25 protein-coding genes, 1 tRNA gene, 1 pseudogene and 2 riboswitches are annotated in these 25,408 nt (G+C 64.7%); of the genes and pseudogenes, 11 read left to right on the top strand and 16 right to left on the bottom strand.

Going from position 1 to position 25,408, the window contains the following annotated elements:
* Positions 1 to 107: 107 nt before the first annotated feature.
* The 8 genes from ACVMDN_RS21590 to ACVMDN_RS21555 all read right to left on the bottom strand — a co-directional run bounded on the left by ACVMDN_RS21590 (position 108) and on the right by ACVMDN_RS21555 (position 11,096).
* Positions 108 to 1,526 carry an amidase gene (locus tag ACVMDN_RS21590; protein WP_057019085.1) on the bottom strand — a complete coding sequence of 473 codons (1,419 nt, stop codon included), beginning with the start codon at positions 1,524 to 1,526 and terminating at the stop codon, positions 108 to 110.
* Positions 1,519 to 2,691 carry a M20 aminoacylase family protein gene (locus ACVMDN_RS21585; protein WP_456814558.1) on the bottom strand — a complete coding sequence of 391 codons (1,173 nt, stop codon included), beginning with the start codon at positions 2,689 to 2,691 and terminating at the stop codon, positions 1,519 to 1,521. Before ACVMDN_RS21585 ends, ACVMDN_RS21590 begins: the two co-directional genes overlap by 8 nt.
* Before the next feature lie 6 nt (positions 2,692 to 2,697).
* Entirely contained in the window at positions 2,698 to 4,218 is a 1,521-nt protein-coding gene (locus ACVMDN_RS21580; RefSeq protein WP_456814557.1) for a M81 family metallopeptidase, read from the bottom strand.
* Positions 4,219 to 4,440: 222 nt separating this feature from the next.
* Complete coding sequence (locus tag ACVMDN_RS21575; RefSeq protein WP_076830168.1) at positions 4,441 to 6,090, bottom strand: ABC transporter ATP-binding protein; 1,650 nt, start codon at positions 6,088 to 6,090, stop codon at positions 4,441 to 4,443.
* Positions 6,091 to 6,231: 141 nt separating this feature from the next.
* Positions 6,232 to 7,119, bottom strand: coding sequence for an ABC transporter permease (locus ACVMDN_RS21570; RefSeq protein ID WP_456835004.1), 888 nt, complete (start codon positions 7,117 to 7,119; stop codon positions 6,232 to 6,234).
* Positions 7,120 to 7,122: 3 nt separating this feature from the next.
* Complete coding sequence (locus ACVMDN_RS21565; protein ID WP_028336105.1) at positions 7,123 to 8,064, bottom strand: ABC transporter permease; 942 nt, start codon at positions 8,062 to 8,064, stop codon at positions 7,123 to 7,125.
* Between the two features lie 160 nt (positions 8,065 to 8,224).
* Positions 8,225 to 9,583: a D-amino acid dehydrogenase gene (locus tag ACVMDN_RS21560; RefSeq protein WP_456835005.1), complete on the bottom strand. Its 1,359-nt coding sequence runs from the start codon at positions 9,581 to 9,583 to the stop codon at positions 8,225 to 8,227.
* Positions 9,584 to 9,648: 65 nt separating this feature from the next.
* Positions 9,649 to 9,763, bottom strand: a riboswitch (glycine riboswitch).
* Between the two features lie 3 nt (positions 9,764 to 9,766).
* Positions 9,767 to 9,873: riboswitch (glycine riboswitch) on the bottom strand.
* A gap of 92 nt (positions 9,874 to 9,965) precedes the next feature.
* Positions 9,966 to 11,096 carry a M20/M25/M40 family metallo-hydrolase gene (locus tag ACVMDN_RS21555; RefSeq protein ID WP_026192961.1) on the bottom strand — a complete coding sequence of 377 codons (1,131 nt, stop codon included), beginning with the start codon at positions 11,094 to 11,096 and terminating at the stop codon, positions 9,966 to 9,968.
* A gap of 265 nt (positions 11,097 to 11,361) precedes the next feature.
* On the opposite strand from ACVMDN_RS21555, the gene ACVMDN_RS21550 reads away from it, so the two are divergent.
* A complete protein-coding gene (locus ACVMDN_RS21550) occupies positions 11,362 to 12,981 on the top strand; it encodes an ABC transporter substrate-binding protein (RefSeq protein WP_026192960.1) in 1,620 nt (539 codons plus the stop codon).
* Positions 12,982 to 13,051: 70 nt separating this feature from the next.
* Here the strand turns inward: ACVMDN_RS21550 and ACVMDN_RS21545 are convergent, their stop codons facing one another.
* The 3 genes from ACVMDN_RS21545 to ACVMDN_RS21535 all read right to left on the bottom strand — a co-directional run bounded on the left by ACVMDN_RS21545 (position 13,052) and on the right by ACVMDN_RS21535 (position 13,835).
* Positions 13,052 to 13,195 carry a hypothetical protein gene (locus tag ACVMDN_RS21545; RefSeq protein WP_253641282.1) on the bottom strand — a complete coding sequence of 48 codons (144 nt, stop codon included), beginning with the start codon at positions 13,193 to 13,195 and terminating at the stop codon, positions 13,052 to 13,054.
* Between the two features lie 63 nt (positions 13,196 to 13,258).
* Positions 13,259 to 13,615: a hypothetical protein gene (locus ACVMDN_RS21540; RefSeq protein WP_456835006.1), complete on the bottom strand. Its 357-nt coding sequence runs from the start codon at positions 13,613 to 13,615 to the stop codon at positions 13,259 to 13,261.
* A 133-nt stretch (positions 13,616 to 13,748) separates the two neighbouring features.
* Positions 13,749 to 13,835: transfer RNA gene (locus ACVMDN_RS21535), tRNA-Leu, on the bottom strand.
* 224 nt (positions 13,836 to 14,059) lie between these two features.
* On the opposite strand from ACVMDN_RS21535, the gene ACVMDN_RS21530 reads away from it, so the two are divergent.
* A complete protein-coding gene (locus tag ACVMDN_RS21530; protein WP_057019078.1) occupies positions 14,060 to 14,494 on the top strand; it encodes a hypothetical protein in 435 nt (144 codons plus the stop codon).
* 39 nt (positions 14,495 to 14,533) lie between these two features.
* Here the strand turns inward: ACVMDN_RS21530 and ACVMDN_RS21525 are convergent, their stop codons facing one another.
* The gene (locus ACVMDN_RS21525; RefSeq protein WP_456835007.1) at positions 14,534 to 15,736 is read right to left on the bottom strand and encodes an FAD-dependent monooxygenase; all 1,203 of its coding nucleotides are present in this window, start codon (positions 15,734 to 15,736) and stop codon (positions 14,534 to 14,536) included.
* Between the two features lie 7 nt (positions 15,737 to 15,743).
* On the bottom strand, positions 15,744 to 15,989 hold the full coding sequence (locus ACVMDN_RS21520; protein ID WP_018272338.1) for a zinc-finger domain-containing protein: 246 nt from the start codon (positions 15,987 to 15,989) through the stop codon (positions 15,744 to 15,746).
* Between the two features lie 234 nt (positions 15,990 to 16,223).
* Here ACVMDN_RS21520 and ACVMDN_RS21515 point away from each other — a divergent pair, with 234 nt between their 5' ends.
* Both ACVMDN_RS21515 and ACVMDN_RS21510 read left to right on the top strand, forming a co-directional pair.
* Positions 16,224 to 17,357: a hypothetical protein gene (locus ACVMDN_RS21515; RefSeq protein ID WP_076830158.1), complete on the top strand. Its 1,134-nt coding sequence runs from the start codon at positions 16,224 to 16,226 to the stop codon at positions 17,355 to 17,357.
* A gap of 57 nt (positions 17,358 to 17,414) precedes the next feature.
* Positions 17,415 to 18,167 carry an alpha/beta fold hydrolase gene (locus tag ACVMDN_RS21510; protein WP_076830251.1) on the top strand — a complete coding sequence of 251 codons (753 nt, stop codon included), beginning with the start codon at positions 17,415 to 17,417 and terminating at the stop codon, positions 18,165 to 18,167.
* Positions 18,168 to 18,170: 3 nt separating this feature from the next.
* Here ACVMDN_RS21510 and ACVMDN_RS21505 read toward each other — a convergent pair.
* A pseudogene (locus ACVMDN_RS21505) lies at positions 18,171 to 19,562 on the bottom strand (hypothetical protein); the annotation flags it as partial.
* Positions 19,563 to 19,744: 182 nt separating this feature from the next.
* Here ACVMDN_RS21505 and cysE point away from each other — a divergent pair.
* Both cysE and ACVMDN_RS21495 read left to right on the top strand, forming a co-directional pair.
* Complete coding sequence (gene cysE / locus ACVMDN_RS21500; RefSeq protein WP_092089661.1) at positions 19,745 to 20,572, top strand: serine O-acetyltransferase; 828 nt, start codon at positions 19,745 to 19,747, stop codon at positions 20,570 to 20,572.
* 193 nt (positions 20,573 to 20,765) lie between these two features.
* Positions 20,766 to 20,978 (top strand): DUF3126 family protein, encoded by a 213-nt coding sequence (locus ACVMDN_RS21495; protein ID WP_021077729.1) that lies wholly within the window; start codon positions 20,766 to 20,768, stop codon positions 20,976 to 20,978.
* A 118-nt stretch (positions 20,979 to 21,096) separates the two neighbouring features.
* Here ACVMDN_RS21495 and ACVMDN_RS21490 read toward each other — a convergent pair whose 3' ends face one another.
* On the bottom strand, positions 21,097 to 21,807 hold the full coding sequence (locus tag ACVMDN_RS21490; protein WP_168856765.1) for a hypothetical protein: 711 nt from the start codon (positions 21,805 to 21,807) through the stop codon (positions 21,097 to 21,099).
* 220 nt (positions 21,808 to 22,027) lie between these two features.
* On the opposite strand from ACVMDN_RS21490, the gene ACVMDN_RS21485 reads away from it, so the two are divergent.
* Both ACVMDN_RS21485 and ACVMDN_RS21480 read left to right on the top strand, forming a co-directional pair.
* Positions 22,028 to 22,357 (top strand): DUF6949 family protein, encoded by a 330-nt coding sequence (locus ACVMDN_RS21485; protein ID WP_028336117.1) that lies wholly within the window; start codon positions 22,028 to 22,030, stop codon positions 22,355 to 22,357.
* A gap of 192 nt (positions 22,358 to 22,549) precedes the next feature.
* On the top strand, positions 22,550 to 23,080 hold the full coding sequence (locus tag ACVMDN_RS21480; RefSeq protein WP_028342934.1) for a gamma carbonic anhydrase family protein: 531 nt from the start codon (positions 22,550 to 22,552) through the stop codon (positions 23,078 to 23,080).
* A 4-nt stretch (positions 23,081 to 23,084) separates the two neighbouring features.
* Here the strand turns inward: ACVMDN_RS21480 and ACVMDN_RS21475 are convergent, their stop codons facing one another.
* Entirely contained in the window at positions 23,085 to 23,357 is a 273-nt protein-coding gene (locus ACVMDN_RS21475; RefSeq protein ID WP_057019071.1) for a hypothetical protein, read from the bottom strand.
* A gap of 87 nt (positions 23,358 to 23,444) precedes the next feature.
* On the opposite strand from ACVMDN_RS21475, the gene ACVMDN_RS21470 reads away from it, so the two are divergent.
* The 3 genes from ACVMDN_RS21470 (at position 23,445) to ACVMDN_RS21460 (ending at position 24,951) form a co-directional block, all read left to right on the top strand.
* On the top strand, positions 23,445 to 23,759 hold the full coding sequence (locus tag ACVMDN_RS21470; protein ID WP_456835008.1) for a hypothetical protein: 315 nt from the start codon (positions 23,445 to 23,447) through the stop codon (positions 23,757 to 23,759).
* Positions 23,760 to 23,914: 155 nt separating this feature from the next.
* Entirely contained in the window at positions 23,915 to 24,430 is a 516-nt protein-coding gene (locus ACVMDN_RS21465; protein ID WP_141341161.1) for a hypothetical protein, read from the top strand.
* A gap of 371 nt (positions 24,431 to 24,801) precedes the next feature.
* The gene (locus ACVMDN_RS21460) at positions 24,802 to 24,951 is read left to right on the top strand and encodes a hypothetical protein (protein WP_156436402.1); all 150 of its coding nucleotides are present in this window, start codon (positions 24,802 to 24,804) and stop codon (positions 24,949 to 24,951) included.
* Positions 24,952 to 25,408 lie beyond the last annotated feature (457 nt).

Genomic DNA, 25,408 nt, shown 5'->3' with positions numbered 1-25,408 from the left:
GGCGCTGGCGCGCGTCTCCATCCAGTTAACCCGGCAATCATCCGTTGTGAAGAAGAGGGATGCGCGGGCCTGACTCCGCGCATCCTGACTTGCGTTGAGGCGCTGCTTTACTTCTTCGGCGGCGCGGGCCACGGCTTCTGCGGGCCGCGCAGGCCTTCGAACGCCTTGCCCATGCCGAGCACGCCGATGTCGTCGAAGCGGCGGCCGATGATCTGGACGCCGATCGGAAAGCCCTTCTTGTCGTAGCCGGCGTTGATCGACAGCGCCGGGTTCTCCGACATATTCCACGGCACGGTAAAGCAGATGTGCTCGAACGGCTTTGCCGGGTCGTTGAGCGGCGCGGCGAACTCCGCCGGGAAGTTCACCACCGGCGATACTGGCGAGATCACGTAGTCGACCTCGCAGAACAATTTCGCGGCGGCAGCGCGGATCGCCATCGTCATGTTGAAGCCGCGCACCACATCGACGCCGGAGAGCTTTGCGCCGGCTTCTGCCCAGTTGAGGATGTAGGGCAGGGTCTTGCCGCGGTCGGCCTGCGACAGTTTCGACAGCTCGTCCCAGGTCCTAGCGCGCCAGAAATTGTCGAGCCCTTCGAGCATCTCGGGCGTCAGGATGCCGTCGATCTCGGTGATGACGGCGCCGGCGGATTCGAACGCCTTCGCAGCCTTCACGACGACCTCGCGAACCTCCTTCTCGACCTTCTGGCCGGAGCCGGCGTCGAGCATCAGCCCGATGCGCAGCTTGCGCGGCGACTTCTCCAGCGCCTTCCAGTTCACCTCGAGCGCCGGCAGGCTCATGCCGTCGCGGCGATCGGGACGCGACAATACGCTCATCATCAGCGCGGCGTCGTCGACGGTGCGGGTCATCGGACCGGCGACGCGGCCGACATAGGGCGGGTCGATCGGCACGCGGCCGAGGCTCGGTTTCAATGCGACGAGGCCGCACCAGTTGGCCGGCAGCCGCACCGAGCCGCCGATATCGGTGCCGAGATGCAAGGGACCATAGCCGGCAGCGCCTGCCGCGCCCGCGCCGGCGCTCGAGCCGCCGGGGTTCTTGCTGACATCCCAGGGATTGCGGGTCAGGGGATGGAACGAGGACAGGCCCGACGACAGCATGCCGTAGTCCGGCATCGTGGTCTTGGAGAAGATCACGCAGCCGGCCTCGCGCAGCCGCGCCGCAGGCGGTGCATCCTTCTCCGCGGGCGCCAGCTTGACGCTCGCCGCGCCCAGCGGCACCGGCTGCCCCTTGGTCGCGACATTGTCCTTGATGGTGGCGGGAACGCCATCGAGCGTGCCGGCCGGCTCGGCCTGCTGCCAGCGCTCGGTCGAGGTCTTGGCGACCTTCCGCGCCCCTTCCGGGTCGTACAAATACAGCGCCTTGATGTGCGGCTCCCAGGTCGCGACCTGGGAGATGATTTCCTCCAGCACCTCGGACGGCGAGAACTGCTTGGCACGATAGCCGGCGAGCAGGTCGACGGCGGAGAGATCGTGCAGCGACGTGATGGCGTCCCCTTTGGGCTTATGCATGCGCACCTGCCGGCATGCGTTTCTCGATGATGCGGGCGAACATGCTGGCGCCGATCGGCAGGATCTTGTCGTCGAGAACGTAACCGGGATTGTGAACGGGCACGGAGCCGTCATGGCCGACCCAGAAATACGCGCCGGGAATGGCCTGCATCATGTCGGCGAAATCCTCGCTGCCCATCTTGGGTGTCGAGCGGGTGATGACCTTGGCCGGGTCGACGACGGTGCGCGCGACTTCCTCGACCACGCGGGACTGCTCTTCCTGATTCACCAGCACGCTGAAGCCGTCGCGGATCTCGACCGAGATTTCGGCGCCATATGCCACCGCAAAGCCGGCGGAGATTTCGCGCATGCGCTTGCGGATCAGCTCACGAATCTCGTCGGAGAAGCAGCGCACCGTGCCGCACATCCAGGCTTCGCCGGGAATGACGTTGTACGCCGACCCGGAATGGATCTGCGTGATCGACAGCACCGCAGCCTGCAGCGGATCGACGTTGCGGCTGACGATCGACTGCAACGCCTGTCCGAGCGTCATTGCGATCACGACCGCGTCCTTGGAACGCTCCGGCATCGCGCCATGGGCGCCGTAGCCCTGGATCCTGATGTCGAAGAAGTCGGCTGCGGCCATTGCCGGGCCCGGCAGGATCGCGATCTCGCCATGGTTGAGGTCCGGCGCGTTGTGCAGGCCATAGACCTCGTCGCAGGGGAACTGCTTGAACAGGCCGTCCTTGATCATGGCGCGCGCGCCGCCGAGGCCTTCCTCGGCCGGCTGGAAGATGAAATGCACGGTGCCGTCGAAATTGCGGGTCTCGGCGAGATAGCGCGCCGAGCCGAGCAGCATCGTGGTGTGGCCGTCATGGCCGCAGCCGTGGAAGCGGCCGGGGATGGTCGAACGCCACTTCAGATTGGTGTTCTCCTCCATCGGCAGCGCGTCCATGTCGGCGCGCAGGCCGATCTTCTTGGTGCCGTTGCCCTTGCCCTTGAGCACACCGACCACGCCGGTGCCGCCGAGGCCGCGATGCACCTCGATGCCCCAGCTCGTCAGCTTGTCGGCGACGATGCCCGAGGTGCGGACCTCCTCGAAGCCGATCTCGGGATGCGCATGCAGATCCCGTCTGATGGCGGTGAGTTCGTCGGCAAAACTGTCGATGCGCTCAATGGTCGGCATGGCTCTCTATCCGTTTGTGCGTGATGGGGAGGTGGGTGTGAAAGTAGGGCCGTTCGGCTTGATACGAATGCCGGGACGCAAATGTTTCCACGGCAGCGTGGCGGTATCGGCGGGCATCGCGCCGGGAGCGGCGCAGATCAAGAGCTTCTCGGCGATCGGCTCGAAATCGGCACGGAAGTGCACCGAGCTCTTGTTGACCAAGATCTTCTGTGCCGTCGGCTCGATGCCGACATAGCGGTACATCGCCTGGTCGGCAAGCTGGGCCTTGTAGGAGCCGACCACGACGCGCACGTCGCCGATCCGCAGGCAGGCCGAGGGGCCCATGTCCATGTCGCGGCCGCCGAAATAGGGACCGGGAGCCACGAATTTGCCATCCGAGAGCTGTTCGACGACAAAAGTCTCCCGGTATGGCGCGTCGCCGGGAATGCCGGACTTGCCGCCGAGCTCGAGCGTGACTGATGCCCCGACACCGGCGCTGTGCGCGGCCTTCGCGGATTGCGGGTCGTAGATCACGCCGGTTGCGGCACTCGCCTTGTTGCGCACCAGCGCGCGCAGCATGCCGGTGGTGTCGGAATCGCCACCGGCGCCGGGATTGTCCTGGGTGTCGGCGATGATGATCGGCCGGCTCGCCGCTTTCGCCAGTTCCATCGCCAGCCGCACGCCTTCGTCGGGCGAATAGATCCGGCCGTCGAAATCGTCCTCATGGCTCTCGACCAGGGCGACGACCTTGTCGGCGGCGGCATCCGCATCGGCCTGGGTCCGGCCGTACGCGAATACGCTCGGCCCGCAATCCCTGAAATCGGCGGCCGGAAAACCCGGCGCAAACGACAGTGTCGGCACCGCGTCGCTCTCGAGGGCGGCGAGCTTTTGATAGATGCCCTTGGTCGGCTGGTCGTTGGTGCATTGCCAGCTGATCGGGATCAGGAACGGCAATTGCCGGAAGGCCTTTGCGAAGCGCTGCCTGGTTTTGAGCATCAGCGCCAGATGCCGGGCGCAGGCGCGGCCGGTTTCGGCCATATCGACATGCGGATAGGTGCGGTAGGCAATCAGCGCATCGGCATGCTCGATCATCTTTGGCGAGACGTTCGCATGCAGATCGAGGCTCGCCACCAGCGGCAGGTCGTTGCCGATCGCCTTGCGCACGCGGGCCAGCGTTTCGCCTTCGCCGTCGTCATAATGCTCGGTGACCATGGCGCCGTGCAGGTCGAGATAGACGGCATCGATCGGTCCGGCCGCGGCGATGCCGTCGACCATTTCCGTCACGATCCGCTCGAACGCATCCTTGCTGACATGCGCCGACGGGCTCGCCGCGGCGAAGATCGTCGGCACCAGCTCCCAGCCATTGGCTTCCGCCGCCTCGACAAAGCCGGCGAGGCCGACATTGATCTTGCGCATGACCTTGAGCACGTCGGCGCCATGCGTCATCGACGGCCAGCCGCCGCCATGCACGAAATCGTCATAGGTTGCCTTCGTCGGTGCGAAGGTATTGGTCTCGTGCAGGAAGCCGCCAACGGCAATGCGGGTCATCAAGTCGGTCTCGATACGTTTCTTCGATCATGATGCGATCATAACGACGCGCGTCATGATCTCATCTCGTTGGTTGGAGCGTGATCTCCGGGGAAGACCGGTGTCCACCTTCAGGGCCACGCTCTAGCGCGCGACGTTAAGCGTGTCGTCGCGCCCAGCGCAAGCCGGGGAGCACCAGCGGATTTGCATGCCCTGTGGGCGGAAAGGCTTGAGGCTAAAGACCTAGGCCGTCGCCACAATGCCTTCCGAAACGGGGCGGAAGTTGGCGAAGTCCCAATCGCGTCCGGGCGCCGCATCGAGCAGCGCGCGGGTATAGGCTTGCTGCGGATTGGTCAGCACCTCGGCGGCCGGTCCCTGTTCCACGACGCGGCCATGCTGCATCACGGCGACGTCGTCGCAGATCTGTGCGGCGACGCGCAAATCATGCGTGATGAACAGCAGCGCGATGCCCAGCCGGCGCTGGATTTCGTCAAGCAGATCCAGCACCTGCGCCTGCACCGAGACGTCGAGCGCGGACACCGCCTCATCCGCGACGAGCACGTCGGGATCGAGCGCCAGCGCGCGCGCGATCGCGATGCGCTGGCGCTGGCCGCCGGAGAACTGGTGCGGATAGCGCGAGATCGCGTCGGGCGGCAGATGGACGAGCTCGAGCAGCTCGCGCGCCCGCGCCAGCGCGTCCTTGCGCGGCATGCCATAATTGACCGGGCCTTCCGCGATGCTCTCGCCGACGGTGACGCGCGGATTGAGCGAGCGGTAGGGATCCTGGAAGATGATCTGGATCTTCTGGCGATGCGGCTGCAACAGCCGGCGCGACAGGTCGGAGATCTCGCGGCCGGCGAGGCGCACCCCGCCCGAGGTCGGATCGATCAGGCGGACGATGCAGCGCGCCACCGTCGACTTGCCGGAACCGCTTTCGCCGACGATGCCGAGCGTGCGGCCCTTGCGCAGAGTGAGCGTGACGTTGCTGGCGGCGGCGACCTCGCGGGCTTTGCCGTACAGCGACCGCTCCCGGTAGACCTTGCTGAGCTCGTTGGCTTCCAGCACCACGGGCTCGGTCGTCTCCGGGCGCGGCGCGCGCGGCACCAGGCTCGGCACCGAGGACAAGAGGTTGCGGGTGTACTCCATCTTCGGATTGCGCAGCACGTCCTGCAGCGGGCCGGTTTCGACCAGGCGGCCGTGCCGCATCACCGCGACGCGGTCGGCGATCTCGGCCACCACGCCCATGTCGTGGGTGATAAACAGAACCGCGGTGCCGTGATCGCGTTGCAGGTCGCGGATCAAGGTGAGGATCTGCTTCTGGGTGGTGACGTCGAGCGCGGTGGTCGGCTCGTCCGCGATCAGGAGCTTCGGCTCCAGCACCAGCGCCATCGCGATCATGATGCGCTGGCGCTGACCGCCCGAGAGGCGGTGCGGGTAGGAGGAGAAGATGCGCTCCACGTCCGGCAGCCGCACATGCTCCATCATCGCCAAAATCTTCTGGCGCCGTGCGCGGGCGTCGAGATCGGTATGGGCACGCAGCACCTCGTCGATCTGGCGGCCGACCGGCACGACCGGATTGAGCGCGGTCATCGGCTCCTGGAAGATCATCGCCATCCGCGTGGCGCGGAGTTGCCGCAGCCGCCGGTCGCTGGCGGTGAGCAGTTCCTCGCCGACCAGTTTGACGCTGCCGCCAGACGGCACCAGCGTGCCCTTCTGCTGCAGGCCCATCACGGTGAGCGATGTCACCGACTTGCCCGAGCCGCTTTCGCCGACCAGGCACAGCGTCTCGCTTTCACGTACCTGCAGCGAGAGGTCGTCGATGATGCGATGCGCATCCGCCTTGCGGCCGAGGCCGACGACGAGATTGCTGATGTCGAGGACGACGTTGGTCATGTCAGGGTCTCTTGGCGCTGTGAAGGAATTTACCCACTGTCATTCCGGGATGGTGCGCCAGCACCAGACCCGGAATCTCGAGATTCCGGGTTCGATGCTTCGCATCGCCCCGGAATGACGGCTTCAGAAGAGCTGAAGCCGTCACTTGCCCTCACGCTGCTTCATGCGGGGATCGAGCGCGTCGCGGGCGGCGTCGCCGATCAGGTTGACGCTGAGAATGGCGATCGAGAGCAGCAGCCCCGGCCAGAAGATCAGCGACGGCTTGACCTGGAAATAGGCGCGGCCCTCGGCCATGATGTTGCCCCAGGTCGGCGTTTCCGGCGAGATGCCGGCGCCGAGGAACGACAGGATCGCCTCGGTCAGGATCGCGGACGCGCAGACATAGGTGCCTTGCACGATCAGCGGCGCGATCGTGTTCGGCATCAAATGCCGCCACATGATCTTCGGCAGGCTGGTGCCGAGCGAGATCGCGGCCTCGACATAAGGTTCCTCGCGTGCGGTCAGCACCACCGAGCGCACCAGCCGCGCCACGCGCGGGATCTCGGGGATGGTGATCGCGACCATCACGGTCCAGATGCTGGCGCCCGACAGCGACACCACGGCGATCGCGAGCAGGATGGCGGGGATCGCCATCAGGCCGTCCATCACGCGCATCAGCACCGCATCGACCCAGCGGAAGAAGCCGGCGACGAGGCCGATCAGAAGGCCGATGGCGATCGAGCAGACGGCGGCGCCGAGCCCGATCACCAGCGAGATCCGTGCGCCGTAGATGATGCGCGACAACAGGTCGCGGCCATAAGCGTCGGTGCCGAGCAGATATTGCGCGCTCGACGGCTTCAGCCGCTGCGACGGCGTCAGCAGCAGAGGATCGTGCGGCGCAAGCAGCGGCGCGAAGATCGCCATCAGGATGATGAGGGAGAGGCTGATCGTCGCAACCGCGATGATCGGCGTCGACGTCAGGAAGCCGAACTTGACGCGGAACGGCCGGGTAACGGGAAGCGAGGATTCGGGAAGGGTTTCGATCGCCATTGCTCAGTACCGGATACGAGGATCGAGCAGGGTGTAGGCGAGGTCGATCAACAGATTGACCGCGACGTAGATACCCGACGTCAACAGGATCATCGCCTGGATCACCGGATAGTCGCGCGCCAGCACCGCATCGACGGTGAGGCGGCCGATGCCGGGCAGATTGAACACGCTCTCGGTGACGACGACGCCGGAGATCAGCAGCGCGAAGCCGGAACCGATCACCGTGATGACCGGCACGGCGGCGTTGCGCAGCGCATGGCGCAGCAGCACGCCGGTCTCGCCGATGCCCTTGGCCCGCGCCGTGCGCACGTAATCCTCGCCGAGCACATCGAGCATCGAGGCCCGCGTCATGCGTGCGATCAGCGCGACATAGATGAAGGAGAGTGTGCAGGTCGGCAGGATGAGGCGCTGGAAGAACGGACCGAAGCCGGCCGAGATGCTCTTGAAGCCCTGTACCGGAACCCAGCGCAGATCGATCGCAAAGATCTGGATCAGCACATAGCCGATGACGAACACCGGCACCGAGAAGCCGAGCACGGAAAGCCCCATCACGAAGCGGTCGATCCAGGTGCCGTGCTTCCACGCCGCGATCACGCCGAGCGGCACCGCCACCAGGATCGAGAGGATGATGGTGGCCAGCGCGACCGAGATCGAGGGCTCGAGGCGCGGGACGATCATTTCGAGGATCGGCTTGTTCGAGATCAGGGAGACGCCGAGGTCGCCGTGCAGCAACTTGGCGATCCAGGTGTAGAACTGGATGTAGATCGGCTCGTTCAGACCAAGCGAGGTCCGAATGCGTTCGAGCTGTTCGGGCGTCGCGTTGTCGCCGGCGAGGATGGCAGCCGGGTCGCCCGGCGTCAGCCGCAGCAACAGGAACACGAACAGAGCCACCACGCCCATCACGGGAATGGCGGCGAGGATGCGGCGAAGCAGATATCCGAGCAAATTTGATCCGTTGGGTTGTGGTCGATGAAGTCCCCAGCGGGACCGTTGCACACCAGACCGTAGCACAGATGGTAGCAGACTCACGGTAGAACTTGAGCAAGTCCCATGCCATCGGTGCTGCGGATTTTGCGGTGCAGCTAATCAGTCCTGTTGGCCGCGATTATTCCTCCGGTGAAGTTTGAAGCAGTCCACTGGAAGGTGGATTGATTTTAGCTTTGCGCGCGTCGGCGGGCACGTCGAGCCCGGCACCGAACGTCGGCGCCATCGGCGGCGTGTCGAGGTCGCGCCAATCGTCGATCGCCTGGGCCACCATCTGCGCCGTCGCCGCCGACAGTGTCCAGCCAAGATGACCGTGGCCCGTATTGTAGAACACGCCCGGAATCCGTCCGGCGCGAACCACCGGCATCATGTTCGGCATCATCGGGCGCAAGCCCGCCCATGGCACGACTTTCGACGTGTCGATCTCCGGGAAATGATGCCGCACCCAGTCCACCAGCGGTTGAATGCGATCGGCGCGAATGTCGCGGTTGAAGCCGTTGAACTCGGCGGTGCCGGCGACGCGGAAGCGGTCGGCGCCGAGCCGGCTGGTGACGATCTTCGCAGCTTCATCGAGCAGGCTGACGGTTGGGGCCGCATTCCGGCTTTGCGGCGCATCGAGCTGCACCGTGATCGAATAGCCCTTCACCGGATAGACATTGACGCGGTCGTTGAGCAGGCTGGCGAAGTGGCGGCTCGCCACGCCGGCGCAAATCACGATCCCGTCCGCCTGCAGCTGCTGGCGCGTCGCGACCGCAGCATCATGTGAAGCAGCTTCGTTCCAGCCGATGCGGAAGCCGTCATCGCCGTGTGCGATCGTGTCGACGTCGGCTTCATGGACGAACCTCGCGCCACGGCGGATGCAGGCGTCGGCAAGCCCACGCGTGAATTTGTGAATATCGCCGGTCGCGTCCGACGGCGTGAAGAAGCCGCCATAGCAGGTTGTCTGCAGCGCGGGTTCGATGACGCGGATCTCGTCCGGGGTCACCGGCCGGCGGTCGAGCCCGCCTTGCTGCAGCAGCGCGTTGACCTTGAGGCCGGCTTCGAAGCCGGCCCTGTCGTGATAGACGTGCAGGATGCCGCGGCGTTCGAGATCGAAGGCGATGTTTTCGCGCTCTGCGATCGAGAACAGATGCTTGCGCGCTTCGATGGCGAGCTTCGTGGTCTCGATGGTGTTGCCGCGATAGCGCGTGATGTGGCCTACGAACTCGCCGATCCAGGAATATTTGTGCCAGCTCGGCTTCGGGTTCATCAGCAGCGGCGCGTCGCTTCTCAGCATCCAGCGCAGCCCCTTGAGGATGGTCGCGGCGCTGTTCCACACCTCGGCGTTGCTGGCGGAGAGTTGTCCGCCATTGGCGAACGAGGTTTCCATCGCGGCGTAGCGATGCCTGTCGAGGACAGTCACCTTGTAGCCGCGTTCAAGCAGGGCATAGGCCGTCGTTACGCCGGTGATGCCGGCGCCGATGATCGCGATGTGTGGCATGATAGTTGTCAGGCTCCCGTGGGTTAGAGTCGCCGAACCGCCGGTGAAACCGGCATCGGCGCCCCATCTGTCACGGTACCTGAGAGCTTGATCCGCATCGGGCTGTGGCCAGAAGCGAACTATCCCCTTCGGTGGACGTCATGGCCCTTGATGTGCGGCCATGTTCGTCTCTCTCCAGATCGTCCTGACGATACAGTCCTTTTGCCTGAGAGTTTCCGGGGCGGTTGCTCCGTCGGCGCCGAAGCCAACAACACGATTGTTGTCGGTTCGATCTCTCCCGCATCGTCGCGTTGGACGGCCGGACCGTAGGCGAAGCCTTAAAAATGGACAAGGCTAAATTTCGATCCGGCAGTGCCAACGTGTTGTGCAGTGCAAATCGATGTCAGTCCAGCGTCGCCAGCAGTGCCGCCATCAGGCGGCCGCGTTCGGCGAGGCTGTCGACCTCGATGTGCTCGTTGAGCGTATGTGCATCGGCGCCGCGAACGCCGAGGCCGTCGAGCGTGGGGATGCCCATCGCGCCGGTGAAGTTGCCGTCCGAGCCGCCGCCGGCGCTGCCGTGCGGCAGATCGAGACCCATCGCTGCAGCAAGGCCTTTTGCCTTTTCATAGAGCGCCATGGTGCCCGCATCGGGCTCCCACACCGGGCGGGTGACGCCGCGCGTCACCTTGAAGGTCACGTCGTTGGCGGTGCCCGACAGTGCCAGCATGCGCTCGACGCCACGGTCGAGATCGGCCTGGCGCTTGGCCATGCTGAGCGCTTCGCCGGTACAGGTCGTCGCGACGCAATTGACCCACTGGCCGCCATGCACGATGCCGACCGAGAAGGTGCAGTCCTCGGTGGTCATGCCGTCGATGGCGATGATCTGCCGCGCCATCTCGCGGATCGCGGAGCGACCGGAAGACAGCGTTGCGCCGGCATGGCTGGGCTTGCCGGTGGCTTCCAGGTTGAAGCGCGCGATCGCATAACGGCCGGTGACGACGCCGTTGTTCGGACGGCCGGGCTCCGGCACCAGCACATATTTGTTGCGCGCGGCTTCCGCCTCGATGATGTCGCGCGTCGACGGCGTGCCGACCTCTTCGTCGGGGGTGAACAGCACGGTGATCGGCAGCGGAGTCGTGAAGGAGGCGCGCGCCAATTGCCTGATCGCCTCGATCGACAGGTAGTTGCCGCCCTTCATGTCGAAGATGCCCGGCCCGAAGCACTTGTTGCCTTCGCGCCGCCACTTCAGCTTTTCGATCGTGCCGACGGGGTGAACGGTGTCCAGATGGCCGGCGATCAGGATGCCGGGCTGGCCTTGTTTCGGATGGGGGAAACGGGCGCGGACGCAGCCCGCGAAGCCCTGGCGTCCGGCGATGCGCTCGATCGTCGCACCCATGATCGCCATCTCGCGGGCGGCGAGATCGAGCATGCGTTCGACCGCGGCGGCGTCCCAGGTCGGGCTTTCGCATTCCACCCAGCTGCGCAGGCCCTGCAGCATCGTTTCGGAATCAAAGGGGAGATTGGCGGGGTTCATCGTTGTTCTCTCTTGTTGTTCTGACGGCGCCGGCATCGCGCGCGCGTTACGAAAATCTCAGCCGACGATTTTGTAAAGCCAAAATCTGGCGCGCGGCCTCATTCGTTTGTGTACGTCCGATGCGACCTGAAACCGATTGACGCGCTTGGCGCTTGGTGCAAGTCTCAATTTCACAAGCCATACAGCATGTTAGTTCGCCTAAATAACGAACCACATGCATAACGAATAAGCCGGCTTTGACCAGTTACACGTCAGGAGAGATTGCATGTTCCCTATCTCGCGTTGGAAACACCGCACGCTAGCGGCCGCGTTGACGGCGCTCGCGCTGTCGTTCGCGCCGCAGGAATTGTCATTCGCGCCGCAGGCGATGGCCGCGGGCAAGACCATCACCGCGGTGATGCACTCGGATCTGCGCGTCATCGATCCGATCATGACCACGGCCTACATCACCCGCGATCATGGCTACATGATCTATGACACGCTGCTGGCGACGGATTCCAATTTCAAGATCCAGCCGCAGATGGCGGACTGGAAGGTTTCCGACGACAAGCTGACCTACACGTTCACGCTGCGCGACGGTCTGAAGTGGCACGACGGCGCGCCGGTCACCGCGGAAGACTGCGTCGCCTCGCTGCAGCGTTGGGGCAAGGTCGACGGCATGGGCCAGAAGCTGATGGACTTCGTCGCGAGCCTGGAGGCGACCGACGCCAAGACCATCACGCTGAAGCTGAAGGAACCCTACGGCCTCGTGCTGGAATCGATCGGCAAGCCGTCATCGCGCGTGCCGTTCATGATGCCGAAGCGTCTGGCCGAGACGCCGCCGGACAAGCCGATCCCGGAACAGATCGGCTCCGGACCGTTCAAATTCGTGCAGGCGGAATTCCAGCCGGGCGTGAAGGCGGTCTATGAGAAGAACAAGGACTACGTGCCGCGCAAGGAGCCTGCGAGTTGGACCGCGGGCGGCAAGGTGGTCAAGGTCGACCGTGTCGAGTGGGTCACGATGGCCGATGCGCAGACCGCGGTGAACGCGTTGCAATCCGGCGACATCGATTTCATGGAGAACCTTCCGTTCGACATGCTACCGGTGCTCGAAGCCAATCCGGATCTCAAGATCGACGTCCTGAACAAGTTCGGCTTCCAGACCCTCGGACGCATGAACTTCCTCTATCCGCCGTTCGACAATCCGAAGGTGCGCCGGGCTGCGTTCCTGGCGATGAACCAGAAGGACGTGCTCGACGCGCTGGTCGGCAACGCCAAGTACCAGAGGATCTGCGGCGCCTTCTTCGTCTGCGGCACGCCGCTCGAGACCGACGTCGGGGCCGAAACGCTGGTGAAGGGCAACGGCCTGGCGGAAGCCAAGAAGGCGCTTGCCGCATCCGGCTATGACGGCACCCCCGTGGTGATCATGGCGCCGGGCGACGTCACGACGTTGAAAGCCCAACCGGTCGTGGCTGCGCAGCAGTTGCGCGAGGCCGGCTTCAAGGTCGACCTGCAGGCCACCGACTGGCAGACCGTGGTGACCCGCCGCGCCAGCCAGAAGCCGCCGAAGGAAGGCGGCTGGAACATGTTCTTCACCAACTGGGTCGCGGCCGACGTCTCCGACCCGATCGTCAACGCGTCGATCACCGGTCGCGGCAAGAATGGCGGCTGGTTCGGCTGGGCCGAAGACGCGAAGATCGAGGAGTTGCGTGACAAGTTCGCGCGCGCCGGCTCGGCTGAGGAAAAGAAGAAGATCGCCGCGGAAATCCAGACCGAGGCCTACGATCAGGTGATCTACGTTCCGCTCGGCCAGTACACCATTCCGAGCGCATGGCGGAAGTCGCTGACCGGTGTGCTCGACGGCCCGGCAACGCCGATCTTCTGGAATATCGACAAGTCCGAGTAAGCTTGCGGCTTGACGCAAAACAAATGGCCGGGACTTGTCCCGGCCATTTTTCTTTTCGCGCTATCGCTTGTCAGGTGTGGCTGTCGCGGAGCTGCTCCAGTCCGTCGCTGAGCGGTGGTCCGCCTTGTGGTGCGTGCTGCGGCGGGGAGGGGCACTCCTTGCGCTGATCGGGTTGGTCGGTTGCGCGCTGCGCGGATGGATCGTCGTTCGGCATCGTCATGCTCCAATTGCGGCATGACAACGAATACGCAGTGCACGGGTTCCGAACCGGCGACCGCTAATCGCCGTGGCCTGGTGTCATGCTGCTCGGGCTCGACAAGCTCGTGAGCTGTGTCTGTCTGGTGCCGGTTCCGCTCATCCAGACCGCCGCTCCAGCGGCAAACGTGAGCAGTCCGTACACCATGATCGCGCCGCGGATCCATCGCCGGTAGATCGCGCGGTCGTCGGGCGCAGCGTTGCGGAAATTCTGGGCATTGAGCCCGTTGCTGCAATGAGCCGCATCGTCGCCATGCTCGAGAGTAAGGGCACCATGATCGCGCGCCGTTTCGCTGGCAATCCGATTGCTCTTTGCAATCCGATTGCAGTTTGCAATCTCCATCGCCGATCTCCGACCAAAATTGATTTCGAAATGCAACAGCCGCGAAAATCCGCGGCCGGAATTTCCAATGCGGGCAAGACTACGACAATCAGCGATCGCGGCGTGTGAACTGCGCCACAGCCGGGAAACACGACGCTGGCCCGCTCGGGTGCGCGTGGCATGCGAAGGTTGGTGCGGGCGGTGGGACTCGAACCCACACGACGTTGCCATCGAGGGATTTTAAGTCCCTTGCGTCTACCAGTTCCGCCACGTCCGCGTTGCGCCAGGCGCGCCGATTTCTAGCGCGTTTGGGCGCGGAGTGGAATTGTCATTATCCGGTGCTAACAGGTGAGCTTTCAAAGGCTTAAGCGGCGGCCCGCAATTCCATTTGCCTCGGCGGCCGAGCATTGGGATAAGCAGCGCGCCGCCGCGATTGAGCCTCAATCCGGACACCGGTGGCTGCTTTAGGCAATCTCAACACTGTCCGGTTAAGAAAGCTGAATGTCTGTTCGTTTCCCACGCCGCCTGAAGCTGTCGCGCGCGGCGGCCGTCATCGCGCTGCTCGCCTCGGCTGCGGGCGTTTCCGGCTGCGCGCAGATCGGCGACACCGTGCCGTCGGCATTCGCCGATCCCGCCAAGTACGAGCTTTATGATTGCAAGCAGCTCGAGAACGAGCGCAGCAATCTCAAGACCCGCGCGGCGGATCAGGAAAAATTGATGGCCAAGGCGGAGACCGGCGTCGGCGGTACTGTCGTCTCCGAGATGGTCTATCGCAACGAGCTGATCTCGATCCACTCCCAGCAGAAGCTGGCGGATGAGGCCTGGCGCAAAGGCAGGTGCCATGAAAGCACGCCGGACACGCCTGCGGCCGCGGCCCCCGCGGCTTCCACGCCGGCGGCGAAGGGCCCGCGCGCACCGCGAGGCCTCGTCCACTAAGCTTGCGTTTCCAGACGGGTCGGTCGTGATTGGCCGAGCTCAGGCTCGCCAGTCGTAGATCCAGTCCTGCCGCGCCAGCATGCGCTCCGGACCGATGGCGCGGATCGCCAGATCGCGCGCGATCGCCGCCGGCCCGCGCAAATGATAGATGCGGCCCTGCTGTCGCGCCAGGCGCTGCACTTTCAGCACGCGCCCGCGCCGCACCCGTGCGTAGCGCGTCAACGCCGCGGGAATGCCCGCGGTGTTTTCCCCGGTGCCGTCGCTCAAGGCCTTGGCGAGCACGGCCGCATCCTCGATCGCCATGCCGGCACCTTGTGCGGCGAACGGCAGCATCGCATGCGCGGCATCGCCGAGCAGCGTCACCGCGCCTTCGCTCCAGCGACCGATGTCGGGCAGGGTGAACAGCGCCCATTTGCGCCAGCCGTCGACCGCGCCGATCAGCATCCGCGCCGTCGCGGGCCAGCGCGCGGTGGCGAATGCAGCCTTGATCTCGTTGATGTCGCCGGGCTCGCTCCAGCCCGGCCGGTTCCAGGTGCCCGATACGATCGCGACCACGTTGATCTGGCGTCCGGCCGAGATGGGATAGGAGACGAGATGTGCGTCCGGTCCCATCCAGAGCTGCACGCGCGGTGCGGTGTATTCACGCGGCAGGGCGGTGGCGTCCAGCGTGCCGCGCCAGGCGATCAGGCCGGAGAATTGCGGCTGTACATCCGGAAACAAATGCCCGCGCACCGACGACCAGATGCCGTCGGCGCCGATCAGCGCGACGGCCAATTCCTCCTGCCGTGAATTGCCGCGGCGTTGCACGACGGTGAGGCCTCGCGCATGCTTGGTCACATCCTCGAACTGGCAGCCGAGCCGCAGATCGATATCGGGATGGTCGCTCGCGGCGGCCTGCAGCGCCGCCTGCAAATCGGCGCGGTGGATCACCCAATAGGGTGCGCCGGCGCGGAACTCGGCGGCCTGGCCAAGCGGCATCCGTGCGATCTCGCCACCGGCCCGCGCGCTCAGGATGTTGACGGATTCAGGCGTGACCGCGCGCCGCGCAAGCGGTTCCTTGAGCCCGAGCTCGACCAGGATGCGGCTGGCATTGGGAGAGAGCTGGATGCCGGCGCCGGCTTCCTCGAGCCGTTCGGCCTTCTCCAGCACGACGACGCGAAAGCCCTGTGCCGCCAGTGTCAGCGACGCCGTCAGTCCTCCGATCCCGGCGCCTGCAACGATGACGGTTCGCGTCAGCGCCACGGAGCGGTCAGGCGACCTTGTCTTTCAGCACGCATTCCGGCGGTCGCGCTTCGCCGGCCGCGAGGTCGGATGCGAAGCGATAAAGCGTCGAGCAGTACGGGCAGATAATCTCGTTGTCATTGCCGAGGTCGAGGAACACGTGCGGATGGTCGAACGGCGGGTTGGCGCCGACGCACATGAACTCCTGCGATCCGATTTCGATCACCGAGACACCGGCATCGTTATGGAAGTGCGGGACGACGTGGTCGGACATATTCTCACCTTGATGGCAACGATGGGCAGACGCAATCAACAGCATGCGGCATCGCGAAATGCCGCGCACCATACTGGCGGGAACAGTTGATTCCTAGAGCCCCGATGGCTCATTTGCTCATGCAAATTCGACACAATCTTGTCGTCCCAGAGAAGCCCTCCTTTGGTCGGAGCCGTTGTGTCGCAAAAACGGCACACTATCTCCAAGGCGAATAAAACTAGAGGTTTTATCGGGATGAATCGGGTGCGCGTCAGCTTGGCGGTGGTCGGCGTGGCAGCAAGTGCTGCCGTGGGCGCGGCTATTTGGCCGCACGCCCGTGATGCCGGCACCGTGCTGGCGGCGCGGGACGATCCCGCTGCGCTCGCCGACATCAGGCTCAATTCCGTGCTGCGCAACAACCCGGCGTTGATCGCGGACAATATCGAGGCGGCACTGGCTTCCGGCGATGCCGACCTTGCGGCCAGCTTTGTCGAACTCGCCGGCGAGAAGAGCATCGCACTTAGTGACGATCTCACCAAGCGCGTCGATGACGCGCGCGCCGAGCAATCATCCAGCATGCATTACGCCAAGGGCTTCGCCACCGGCCTGGTGACCGGCAATGCCGACGATGTCGCAAGCCTGTCCGGCACGGTCGCCGGCGACCTGTTCGTATTCGGTGATGTCCGGGACGTCGTGCGCGAGGGCAAGCACCTCGTGATGGGCGAGGACACCGACCAGCTGGTGCTCGGCCTCGCGGCCGCCGGGCTCGCGGTGACCGCGGCCACCTATGTGTCGGTCGGCGGCGCCGGGCCGCTGCGCGCCGGGCTGACGCTGGTCAAGGATACGCGCAAGGCCGGACGGCTGAGCGAGGGGATGATCGAATGGGCCGGGCGTTCGACCCGCGAGGTGGTCGACCAGCCGGCGCTGCGCGAGGCGGTCGCATCCGGCTCGGTGCTGCGGCCGGTGCAAACCGCAACCGCGATCCGCGCGGCCTTCCGCGCCGAGAAGGCCGGCGCGCTGGTGCGCGTCGCCAAGGACGTCGGGCGCATCGGCGAGGCGGCCGGGGTTCGCGCTGCGCGGGATACGCTGAAGGTCGCCGAGAATCCGAGGGAGATCGCGCGGGCGGCGCGGATAGCCGAGGTCAAGGGCGGCCAGACCCGCGCGATCCTGAAGCTGCTCGGCCGCGGCGCGCTGCTGCTGGCGGCCGGCGCATTCAATCTCACCATGTGGCTGTTCGGCGCGCTGCTGGCGCTGTTCGGCTTCCTGTCGTCGATCAAGGCCACCACCGAACGGGCCACCGCCGGGTGGCTCAGACGAAGCAAGGTGCTGCGCCTGAAGCAGCAGATGGCCGCTCAGGCTACCTTGGCGAGTATGCCCGCCCAGGGTTAGGCTTGCGGTCGCCTGTCGATCGCCAATCGCAAATCCCAAGAACAAACGGAATGGATGATGCCGAGTTTCCATCACGGCGATGTTGAAATTGCCTTTATCGACGAAGGCGCGGGCGAACCGATCGTGCTGGTGCACGGCTTTGCCTCGAGCAAGAACGTCAACTGGATCTACCCGACCTGGGTGTCCGATCTCGTCAAGGCCGGCCGTCGGGTGATCGCGCTCGATAATCGTGGCCACGGCGAATCCGCCAAGCTCTACGATGCCGCGCAGTACGAGATCGCGACCATGGCCGGCGACGTGATTGCGCTGATGGACCATCTCGGAATCGCGCGCGCCGACATCATGGGCTATTCGCTGGGCTCGCGGATGACCGCGATCCTGGCGCGAGAGAATTCCGATCGGGTGCGCTCGGCGATCCTTGGCGGGATCGGCATCGGACTGATCGAGGGCGGCGGCCCCGGCGAGGCGGTCGCGCTGGCGCTGGAGGCGCCGTCGCTCGACGATGTCACCGACCCGGTCGGCCGTACCTTCCGCGCCTTTGCCGATCAGACCCGCTCCGACCGCCGCGCGCTCGCCGCCTGCCTGCGCGGCTCGCGCCGCCTGATGACGCGCGAGGAGGCGGCCGGCATCCGCGTGCCGGTTCTGATCGCGGTCGGCAGCAAGGACGAGATTGCGGGCTCGGCGTCAGCGCTCGGCCGGATCATTCCGGGTTCGGAGGTGCTCGACATTCCGAACCGCGATCACATGCGGGCGGTCGGCGACAAGGTCTACAAGACCGGGGTCACCGACTTCCTGTCGCGGCGAAAATAGATCGTCGGCTTCATCCCTGGCGAAGGCGCGCGCGGCCGCGATCAGCACCACGAAGGTCGCGACCCACACCATGCGCGCGCCGTAGCGGTCGTGCGGTCCCGAGATCACGCCGCAGACAAAGGCATTGCCGAGCAGGGCGAGAGTGACTGTGCCCGCCAGCAACGTCAGATCGTCGAGCCGCCGCTGCCACAGTCCTCGGCCGAACAGGATGACGACCAGGAGCATCGAGCCCAGCGCGACCGGCACGTGGATGCGGTTGATCGCGGTGAAGTCGAGGTGCCAGCGTTGCTGCCGCGCCGCGCGCATCGGCCGGACCTGTTTGGGAATGTAGCGCTCGATGATGCCGTAGGTATGCGGGATCCAGCCATTGGCGCCTTCGCCTGTCGCGACATGCATGAGCTGGTCGGCGGTTGCCGTCAGCGCCGCCTTTGCCTGCCATTCCGGATATTCGGCCAGCGAGCGCAGCACGATGGTGCCCATCTCGTCATTCAGTCCCTTGAAGCGGCCGAGCGTGTTGAACATGCTGTGGCCCCACAGGAAGTCGTCCGCGGTCGGCGGCAACTCGTTGCGATAGGGGCAGAGCTTCAGCTTCTCCGTCGCGCAATGATCGTGCAGGTATTGCGCGACGATGCCATCCTGCAGCATGCGGCCGAAGGCGACGCCATAGCCGCCGGGCGTCCAGGCCAGCTGTCCGGACAGCGCAAAGTTCGCCGCCAGCAGCATCGCCGCGCCGGCGACGGTGGTCAGGCTGCCTTGCACGAGGCCCGCGAACGGGATGCGCTGCCCGAGCCATGGACGCAGCATCCAGCCGACGCAGCACAGGCCGAGCAGCACCGCCAGCGTCGCGCTGTGCGTGGCGGCCGAAAACGCGATGAACCCGAACAGCACCGCCTTCTCCAGCGTCGAGATCCGTTCGCCGTGCAGGATCAGGATGAAGAGCGCGAGCACCGAAAGGCCGGCGAAGATGTCGGTCAGCAGCATGCTGGCCAGCCAGGGCAGGGCGGTGGTTGCGATCAGCGCGAGGCTGATCGCGATCAGCCGGACCGGCCGGGCGAGGCCGAGCACGCGCAGCGTCAGTTGCAGGATCCACAGCGTCGCCAGGGTCTGGATGCCGAGGTTGAGCCAGAAATCCGATGTCTCGCCGACATGGAGGTAGATGCCGAATACCGTGGACCGGCTCGGCACCAGGTAGCCCTCATACCAGCGCGCCAGGTAGCCGCCGGTATCCCATTGGAGCAGCGGATAGCCGTTCCAGAAGGCAGGGGCGAGCAGCAGGAGGGGGATGGCAATGGTCGCGATCCAGACCGACCGTGCATCGGTCAGGCGGGCACCTAAACTCCGGGTATTGATGATGTTTCCCCCTTTTATTGGGGCCGACCATGCCCAAAACCACACGGGGGACGAAATCCGCCAATAGTTGCAGAAGCACGGCTTGATTTCGGCAAAATCCCGACCAATTCCCCTAGACGCCGGCCCGGGGGTGTTCGGCTGGGGTTTACCGTACTGAGCCATCCCGGGACGCGCTGGGTCCATCGTGCTATAACGCACATCAGAACAACCGAATTGCGAGAGCAGCTATGGCAGTTCATCAGGTCAATCCGCAGGGAGGCAAGCTTGCGGCGCTCGATCCGATCTGGGATCGAATCCGCGGCGAGGCGGAGGACATCCTGCGGCGCGAGCCGGAACTCGCATCCTTCATCTATGCGACCGTGCTGCATCATGAGCGGCTGGAAGATTCGGTGGTCCATCGCATTGCCGAGCGGCTCGATCACGCCGCGCTGTCGGGCGACTTGATCCGCCAGACCTATGGCGAGGCACTGCGCGATGAGCCCGATATCGGCAACGCGTTCCGCGCCGACCTCGTCGCCGTCTATGACCGCGATCCGGCGACCTCGCGCTTCATCGATCCCTTGCTCTACTTCAAGGGCTTTCACGCGCTGCAGACCCACCGTCTCGCGCACTGGCTCTATCAGAAGGGCCGCAAGGATTTTGCCTTCTACCTGCAGAGCCGCTCCTCGGCCGTGTTCCAGACCGACATCAACCCGGCCGCCAGGATCGGCCGCGGCATCTTCCTCGATCATGCCACCGGTTTCGTCTGCGGCGAGACGGCGGTCATCGAGGACGATGTCTCGATCCTGCATGGCGTCACGCTCGGCGGCACCGGCAAGGAGAACGAGGATCGCCATCCGAAGATCCGCCACGGCGTGCTGATCGGCGCCGGCGCCAAGATTCTCGGCAATATCGAGATCGGTCATTGCGCGCGCATCGCGGCCGGCTCGGTCGTGGTCAAGCCGGTGCCGCACAACGTCACGGTCGCGGGCGTGCCGGCGAAAATCGTCGGCGAGGCCGGCTGTGCCGAGCCGTCGCGTACCATGGACCAGATGCTCAGCGCGATCGGGCTTTGATTTCACTCGCTTTCTGATCGCGGCGCGTTCCTGAGCGAAGTGGGCGCCGGTTCGCGTGAAGAAAACGCCACAAAGCACAAAACGAGAGTCGTGTGCGCAACATCACGTCGCCAAAGCCTGAAAAGGCTCTGGCGATCTTTGCCGTCTCGTCCTAAAACTCCCCCGAAAATCATCGACCCGATTGGAGACGGCCGTGGACGTTCAGGAAGTCAGGAAGCTCGACGCGTATCTCAAACGCGTGTTCAGCAATCCCAAGATCCGCGTGGTGCCGCGGCCCAAGAAGGACGACTCGGCCGAGGTCTATATCGGCGAGGAGTTCATCGGCGTGTTGTTCGTCGACGACGAGGACGATGATCGCTCGTTCCAGTTCCAGATGGCCATCCTGGAAGAGGATCTGGCCGAGTAAGGCGGAACAGCCTCGCCTTCACACGTCGTTACGACGAACTCGCGACAAAATTGCAGAGCGATTTTGCGCTGGAGCGACCATCCTTCGCGGAAACGTCGCTCCGCTTGCAATGACAGTGTCATCCCTTCGCGCTGTGCATCTGCGCGGAGAGACGGTTCATCGCGGTGGCGATGTCGCGCCACTGCGCGAGCCAGCTGCGCGGAAAGCGAAAGATCAGGTCGGCGCCGTCGATGCGCCGCTCACTCAGGCACATGCCGGGCGTCGAGGTGTCGCGCGTGCAGCGCGCGGTCAGCTGCGGCTCGCTCGCGGTGAACAGGTCCTCGCCGCCATAGGGCGTGCCGTCGCGGAACGCGCGCGCCGTCAGGCCGTCATCAATGTTTGCGCGCTCGTCGAGATAGCGCGGATAGATCGTGCGCAGGCGCATGTCCGGCGCGAGTGAATCGTGGTGCGCCGCGATCGATACGAAGATCCTGTCGATCGGCTGCACCTTGTCATCGACCGTATCGGCGCTGTAGTGCTTCGGCGCGGCGGGCGCGTCCAGCGACGGATAGAGGAAGCTCAGATCGACGCGCTCCTGCGGCCCGGAGTGGCGCTGGATCTTCATGCGCACCGCCATCGTCGGCACGTTGAACAGCGTGCCGCCGACGCTCACCGGCAGCCGCGACGGATCGCTCGGCGGGATGGTCGTGTAGGTCGGCCACAGCAGATAGGCGACAAGCGCGACCGCGCCCGCCGCGATCACCGCCGAGGCGATGATCGGAACGAGATGCGCGCGCGGGTTGCGGCGGGTGTCGCGGGCGAGATGCTGGGCGGTCGAGAGAAGCGTCATGAGCGAGGCTGAGATCAGGTCGGGAGTGGCCGAATCATCTGCCGAATATGCCACGTAGCGGGGAATTTCCGTACGATTCCAATGGAATCCGGGACCGAATGGCCATGCGCAAACGCCGCGCCTGATGTGTCCGGTTAACCTTTCCTTAAGGATGATGTGGCGGCAGGCTGCCAATTCTGCGAAGCAGGGCGGGTGGCCTGTTGCGTAGCGGAAGTTTCCGATGTCGCCCGATACCTTGAATTCCCTGTTCTCGCTCTTGATCGGTTTCGCGCTCGCGGGCGCGCTGGCCAACGGTTACCAGGCGATGGCGGAGCGCCCGGCCGGTTTCGGCCTGCTGCAGGAGGGCGCGGCGCCGAAGACCTTCGCCGCGGTCCCGTTCCTCGTCTTCGCCGCACCGTTCATCATCATGCGCAACACGCTGCGCGGGGCGCGCATCGAGCGCCGCCGCTTCGAATTCGTGATGATGGCAACCGTCATCTCCGGCTTCTGGAGCCTGATGTCGGGCACCTTCTTCGTGATGACGCTGCGCGCTGCGGGCGTGCTGGCGTGATCCGATCATGATCCGCGGCCGATCACGGTCGCGCTTGCTTGAAACCATGTCGGCCGTCGTGCCAAGGTCTCCTGCGATCAGGGCTTCGGTTCTGATTGAATCAGAAGCCGAAGCTCTGGATTTTCGTTTCGACGCGTTTTCTTCACGCGAACCGGTGTCCACTTCGCTCGAAAACGCTCCAGGGAGACCTCAATGGCGATCTACGAACTCGACGGGCAGGCGCCCGATCTTCCCGCCGACGGCAGCTACTTCATCGCCGACAATGCCGTTGTAATCGGCAAGGTCCGCCTCAAGTCCGCCGCGAGCGTCTGGTTCGGCGCCGTGCTGCGCGGCGACAATGAGTGGATCGAGATCGGCGAGGGCTCCAACGTCCAGGACAATTCCACCCTGCACGTAGATCCCGGTTTTCCCCTCAGCATCGGCAACAACGTCACCATCGGGCACAATGCGATCGTGCACGGCTGCACGCTGGAAGACGGCGTGCTGATCGGGATGGGATCGATCGTGATGAACGGCGCGCGGATCCGGCGCGGCAGCGTGGTCGGTGCCGGCTCCGTCATCACCGAGGGCAAGGAGTTTCCGGAAAATTCCCTGATCATCGGTGCGCCCGCGCGTGTGGTGCGTACGCTTGACGCGGCGCAGGCCGAAGCGCTGTCGCGGCCGGCGAAGTCCTACGCCATCAGGGGCCCGCAATACAAAACGGGACTGAAGAAGATCGGCTGAAGCTTCAGCGCTTGCGGCCGCGCTTGCGCGCGGCGTTCGGTGCGGCGGGGCGAGGCTTCGCTGCGCCTTGCGGTCTCGTTGCCTGTTGAAGTCTTGTTGCTTCCTGAAGTCTTGCGCTCTTGCGCAGCGCATCCTTCAGGTCGATCGGAATGCCGTGCTTCTTGAGCAGGTCGGCGAAAGCTTCGTCGGCGAGCTCCTGCAAGGTCGCCATCCGGTCGCGCCCGAGTTGCTTCAGCTTGTCGAAAGTGTCGTCGTCAAACTCGATCAGCTTGCGCAAATTGCATTGCTCCCAAACTGTATTGCTCCAACGCCTGCGGGAACCGGCGTTTTGCGGACTCGTTGACGTCCGCAAGGGAGAATTGCCATGCGCAAATTATCTGTCACCACCGCGCTCGCGACAATCGCGATTGTGCTGACGCCCGCGGTTACCGTCGCCCAAGGTACCGGGAGCGGCGCCGGGACCGGCAGCCCTTCGTCAGCCAGCCCGACATCGCCGCAAGCCACGTCGCCGCCGGCCGGGACCAACAGCGCCGGGACCGCGCAATCCTCCGGCGGCCCCAATGCCGGCAGAGGCGTTACCACCGGATCGGCAACGACGACCGAGAGCGTCGACAAGGCCATCGCCGACGAGAACGAAAAAGTCGAGCGCCGTACGAAAGGCATCTGCCGCGGCTGTTAACTTCTGACGGCCGTGCTTTGATGAACGCGGGTCGCGCAGATGTGAGCGCGACATAGGCGCGCGGTAGAAGCCGCGGTCCTAGATTGAGCTAGCATACGCAGGACGCGGCGGAGGAGGCTTGAAAACAAAGCCTTTGAAAAAAGGAGTAACGGGTGATGTTGCGTAAAACGATGATTGCCTTGCTGGCGACGGCCTCGGTCGGTCTGTTCACCGTCGATGCTGCGTCGGCACGCGGTGGCTTCGGTGGCGGCGGCTTTCATGGTGGTGGCGGCTTCCGCGGCGGCGGCGGATTTGGCGGCTTCCACGGCGGCGGCGCTGCATTCCGGGCGATGGGCGGAGGCGGTGGCTTCCGGTCGGCTGCGATCGGCGGCGGCGGTTGGGCCGGCCGCGGCTGGCACGGCGGAGGCTGGCGTGGTGGCGGCTGGAACGGTGGCTACTATCGGCGCGGCTGGGGCGGCGGCTGGGGCTATCCGCTCGCGGCGGCAGCGGTCGGCTTCGGGCTGGGCTATGGCGCCTACGATTACTATGACGGCTACTACGGCAATCCATACTACGCCGGCTACGGCTATGACGACGGCTACGGCTACGGTTACGGCGGCTGTTACGTCGTTCGCCGCGGCGTGATGACACCGTATGGCTGGCGCGTTCGGCCGGTGCAGGTTTGCAATTGAGCCATTCGCTCGCGCATGGCCGGTCCGTTCGCTCGCCATGCTGATGGTCTTGCAATGATCGGCGCGGCCGGCGTTTCGATGCCCGGCCGCCGCGTTGTCTGTCGCGCACTAGTGTGCTGAATGCGAAGTTCGTGCGATTTTGCGGCAGCCACTTTCACGAACTTCGCATTCATAAAGCACACTAGAATCATAAGTTTGCTAGTGTCCTTATCGAATCCGAAGTTCGCTCCGAAGGTGCGGCAAATGATGCGAACTTCGGATTCGGGACACTGGTATGCAGCTTGCACCGCCTTGCAGCAGTCCGTGCGTGAGCGCGCCGCGAAAACAGATGGCCCGGCCGCGATTGAAGCCGGGCCCAGAGGACATCCAAGATGCTGACCATTCCGGACCTGACATTGCTGCTCATGGTGGTTGTTGCGAGCCTTGCCGTTGCGCTGATCTACATGCTGCGCGAGCTCGAGCCGAAGCTTGCTCGGCTGCGACTGCGAGGTGGTCGCGTCTTGCGCGATCGCACCGAATAGGGCGGCAATTCCGTTCGCCGCGGCTTTGGCCGCGGTGACGCTGCGCATCCAGAGTCGTCAGCCGAGCATGCCGTATTTCTTCAGGCGGTCTGCATCTTTCGCGCGGCGAGGGCCGCCTTCGGGATCTCGAGCCGGAGCTTTCCTGCCGGGCGGTCCCGAGCGGGATTCAAGGACCCCAAAAAACAAGGCCGTCGACGTAGTATACCGTCAACGACCTTGCCAGCCCCGGATATTGAAATCGGCTCACGCCATCCGGTCATTCGAAGATGACTCGGATTCGAAGGCCGATATGTGAACCAGTTCACAAAGTCAGGATTAATTCACGGTAGCGGGCACTCATGATCGGCCGCCGCCGGCAGCCCTCGAGCGCGAAAGTTCCCCGTTAGATGATGATCTTGCTGGGGATTTGGCGCATTTTTATGGCTGGTTACCTTGGGTGGGCGGGGTCTGCGGGCGC

The sequence above is a fragment of the Bradyrhizobium sp. USDA 4510 genome, from assembly GCF_054059095.1.
The sequence above is the reverse complement of the archived record's forward strand: the minus strand, read 5'-3'. Positions and strand labels throughout refer to the sequence as shown.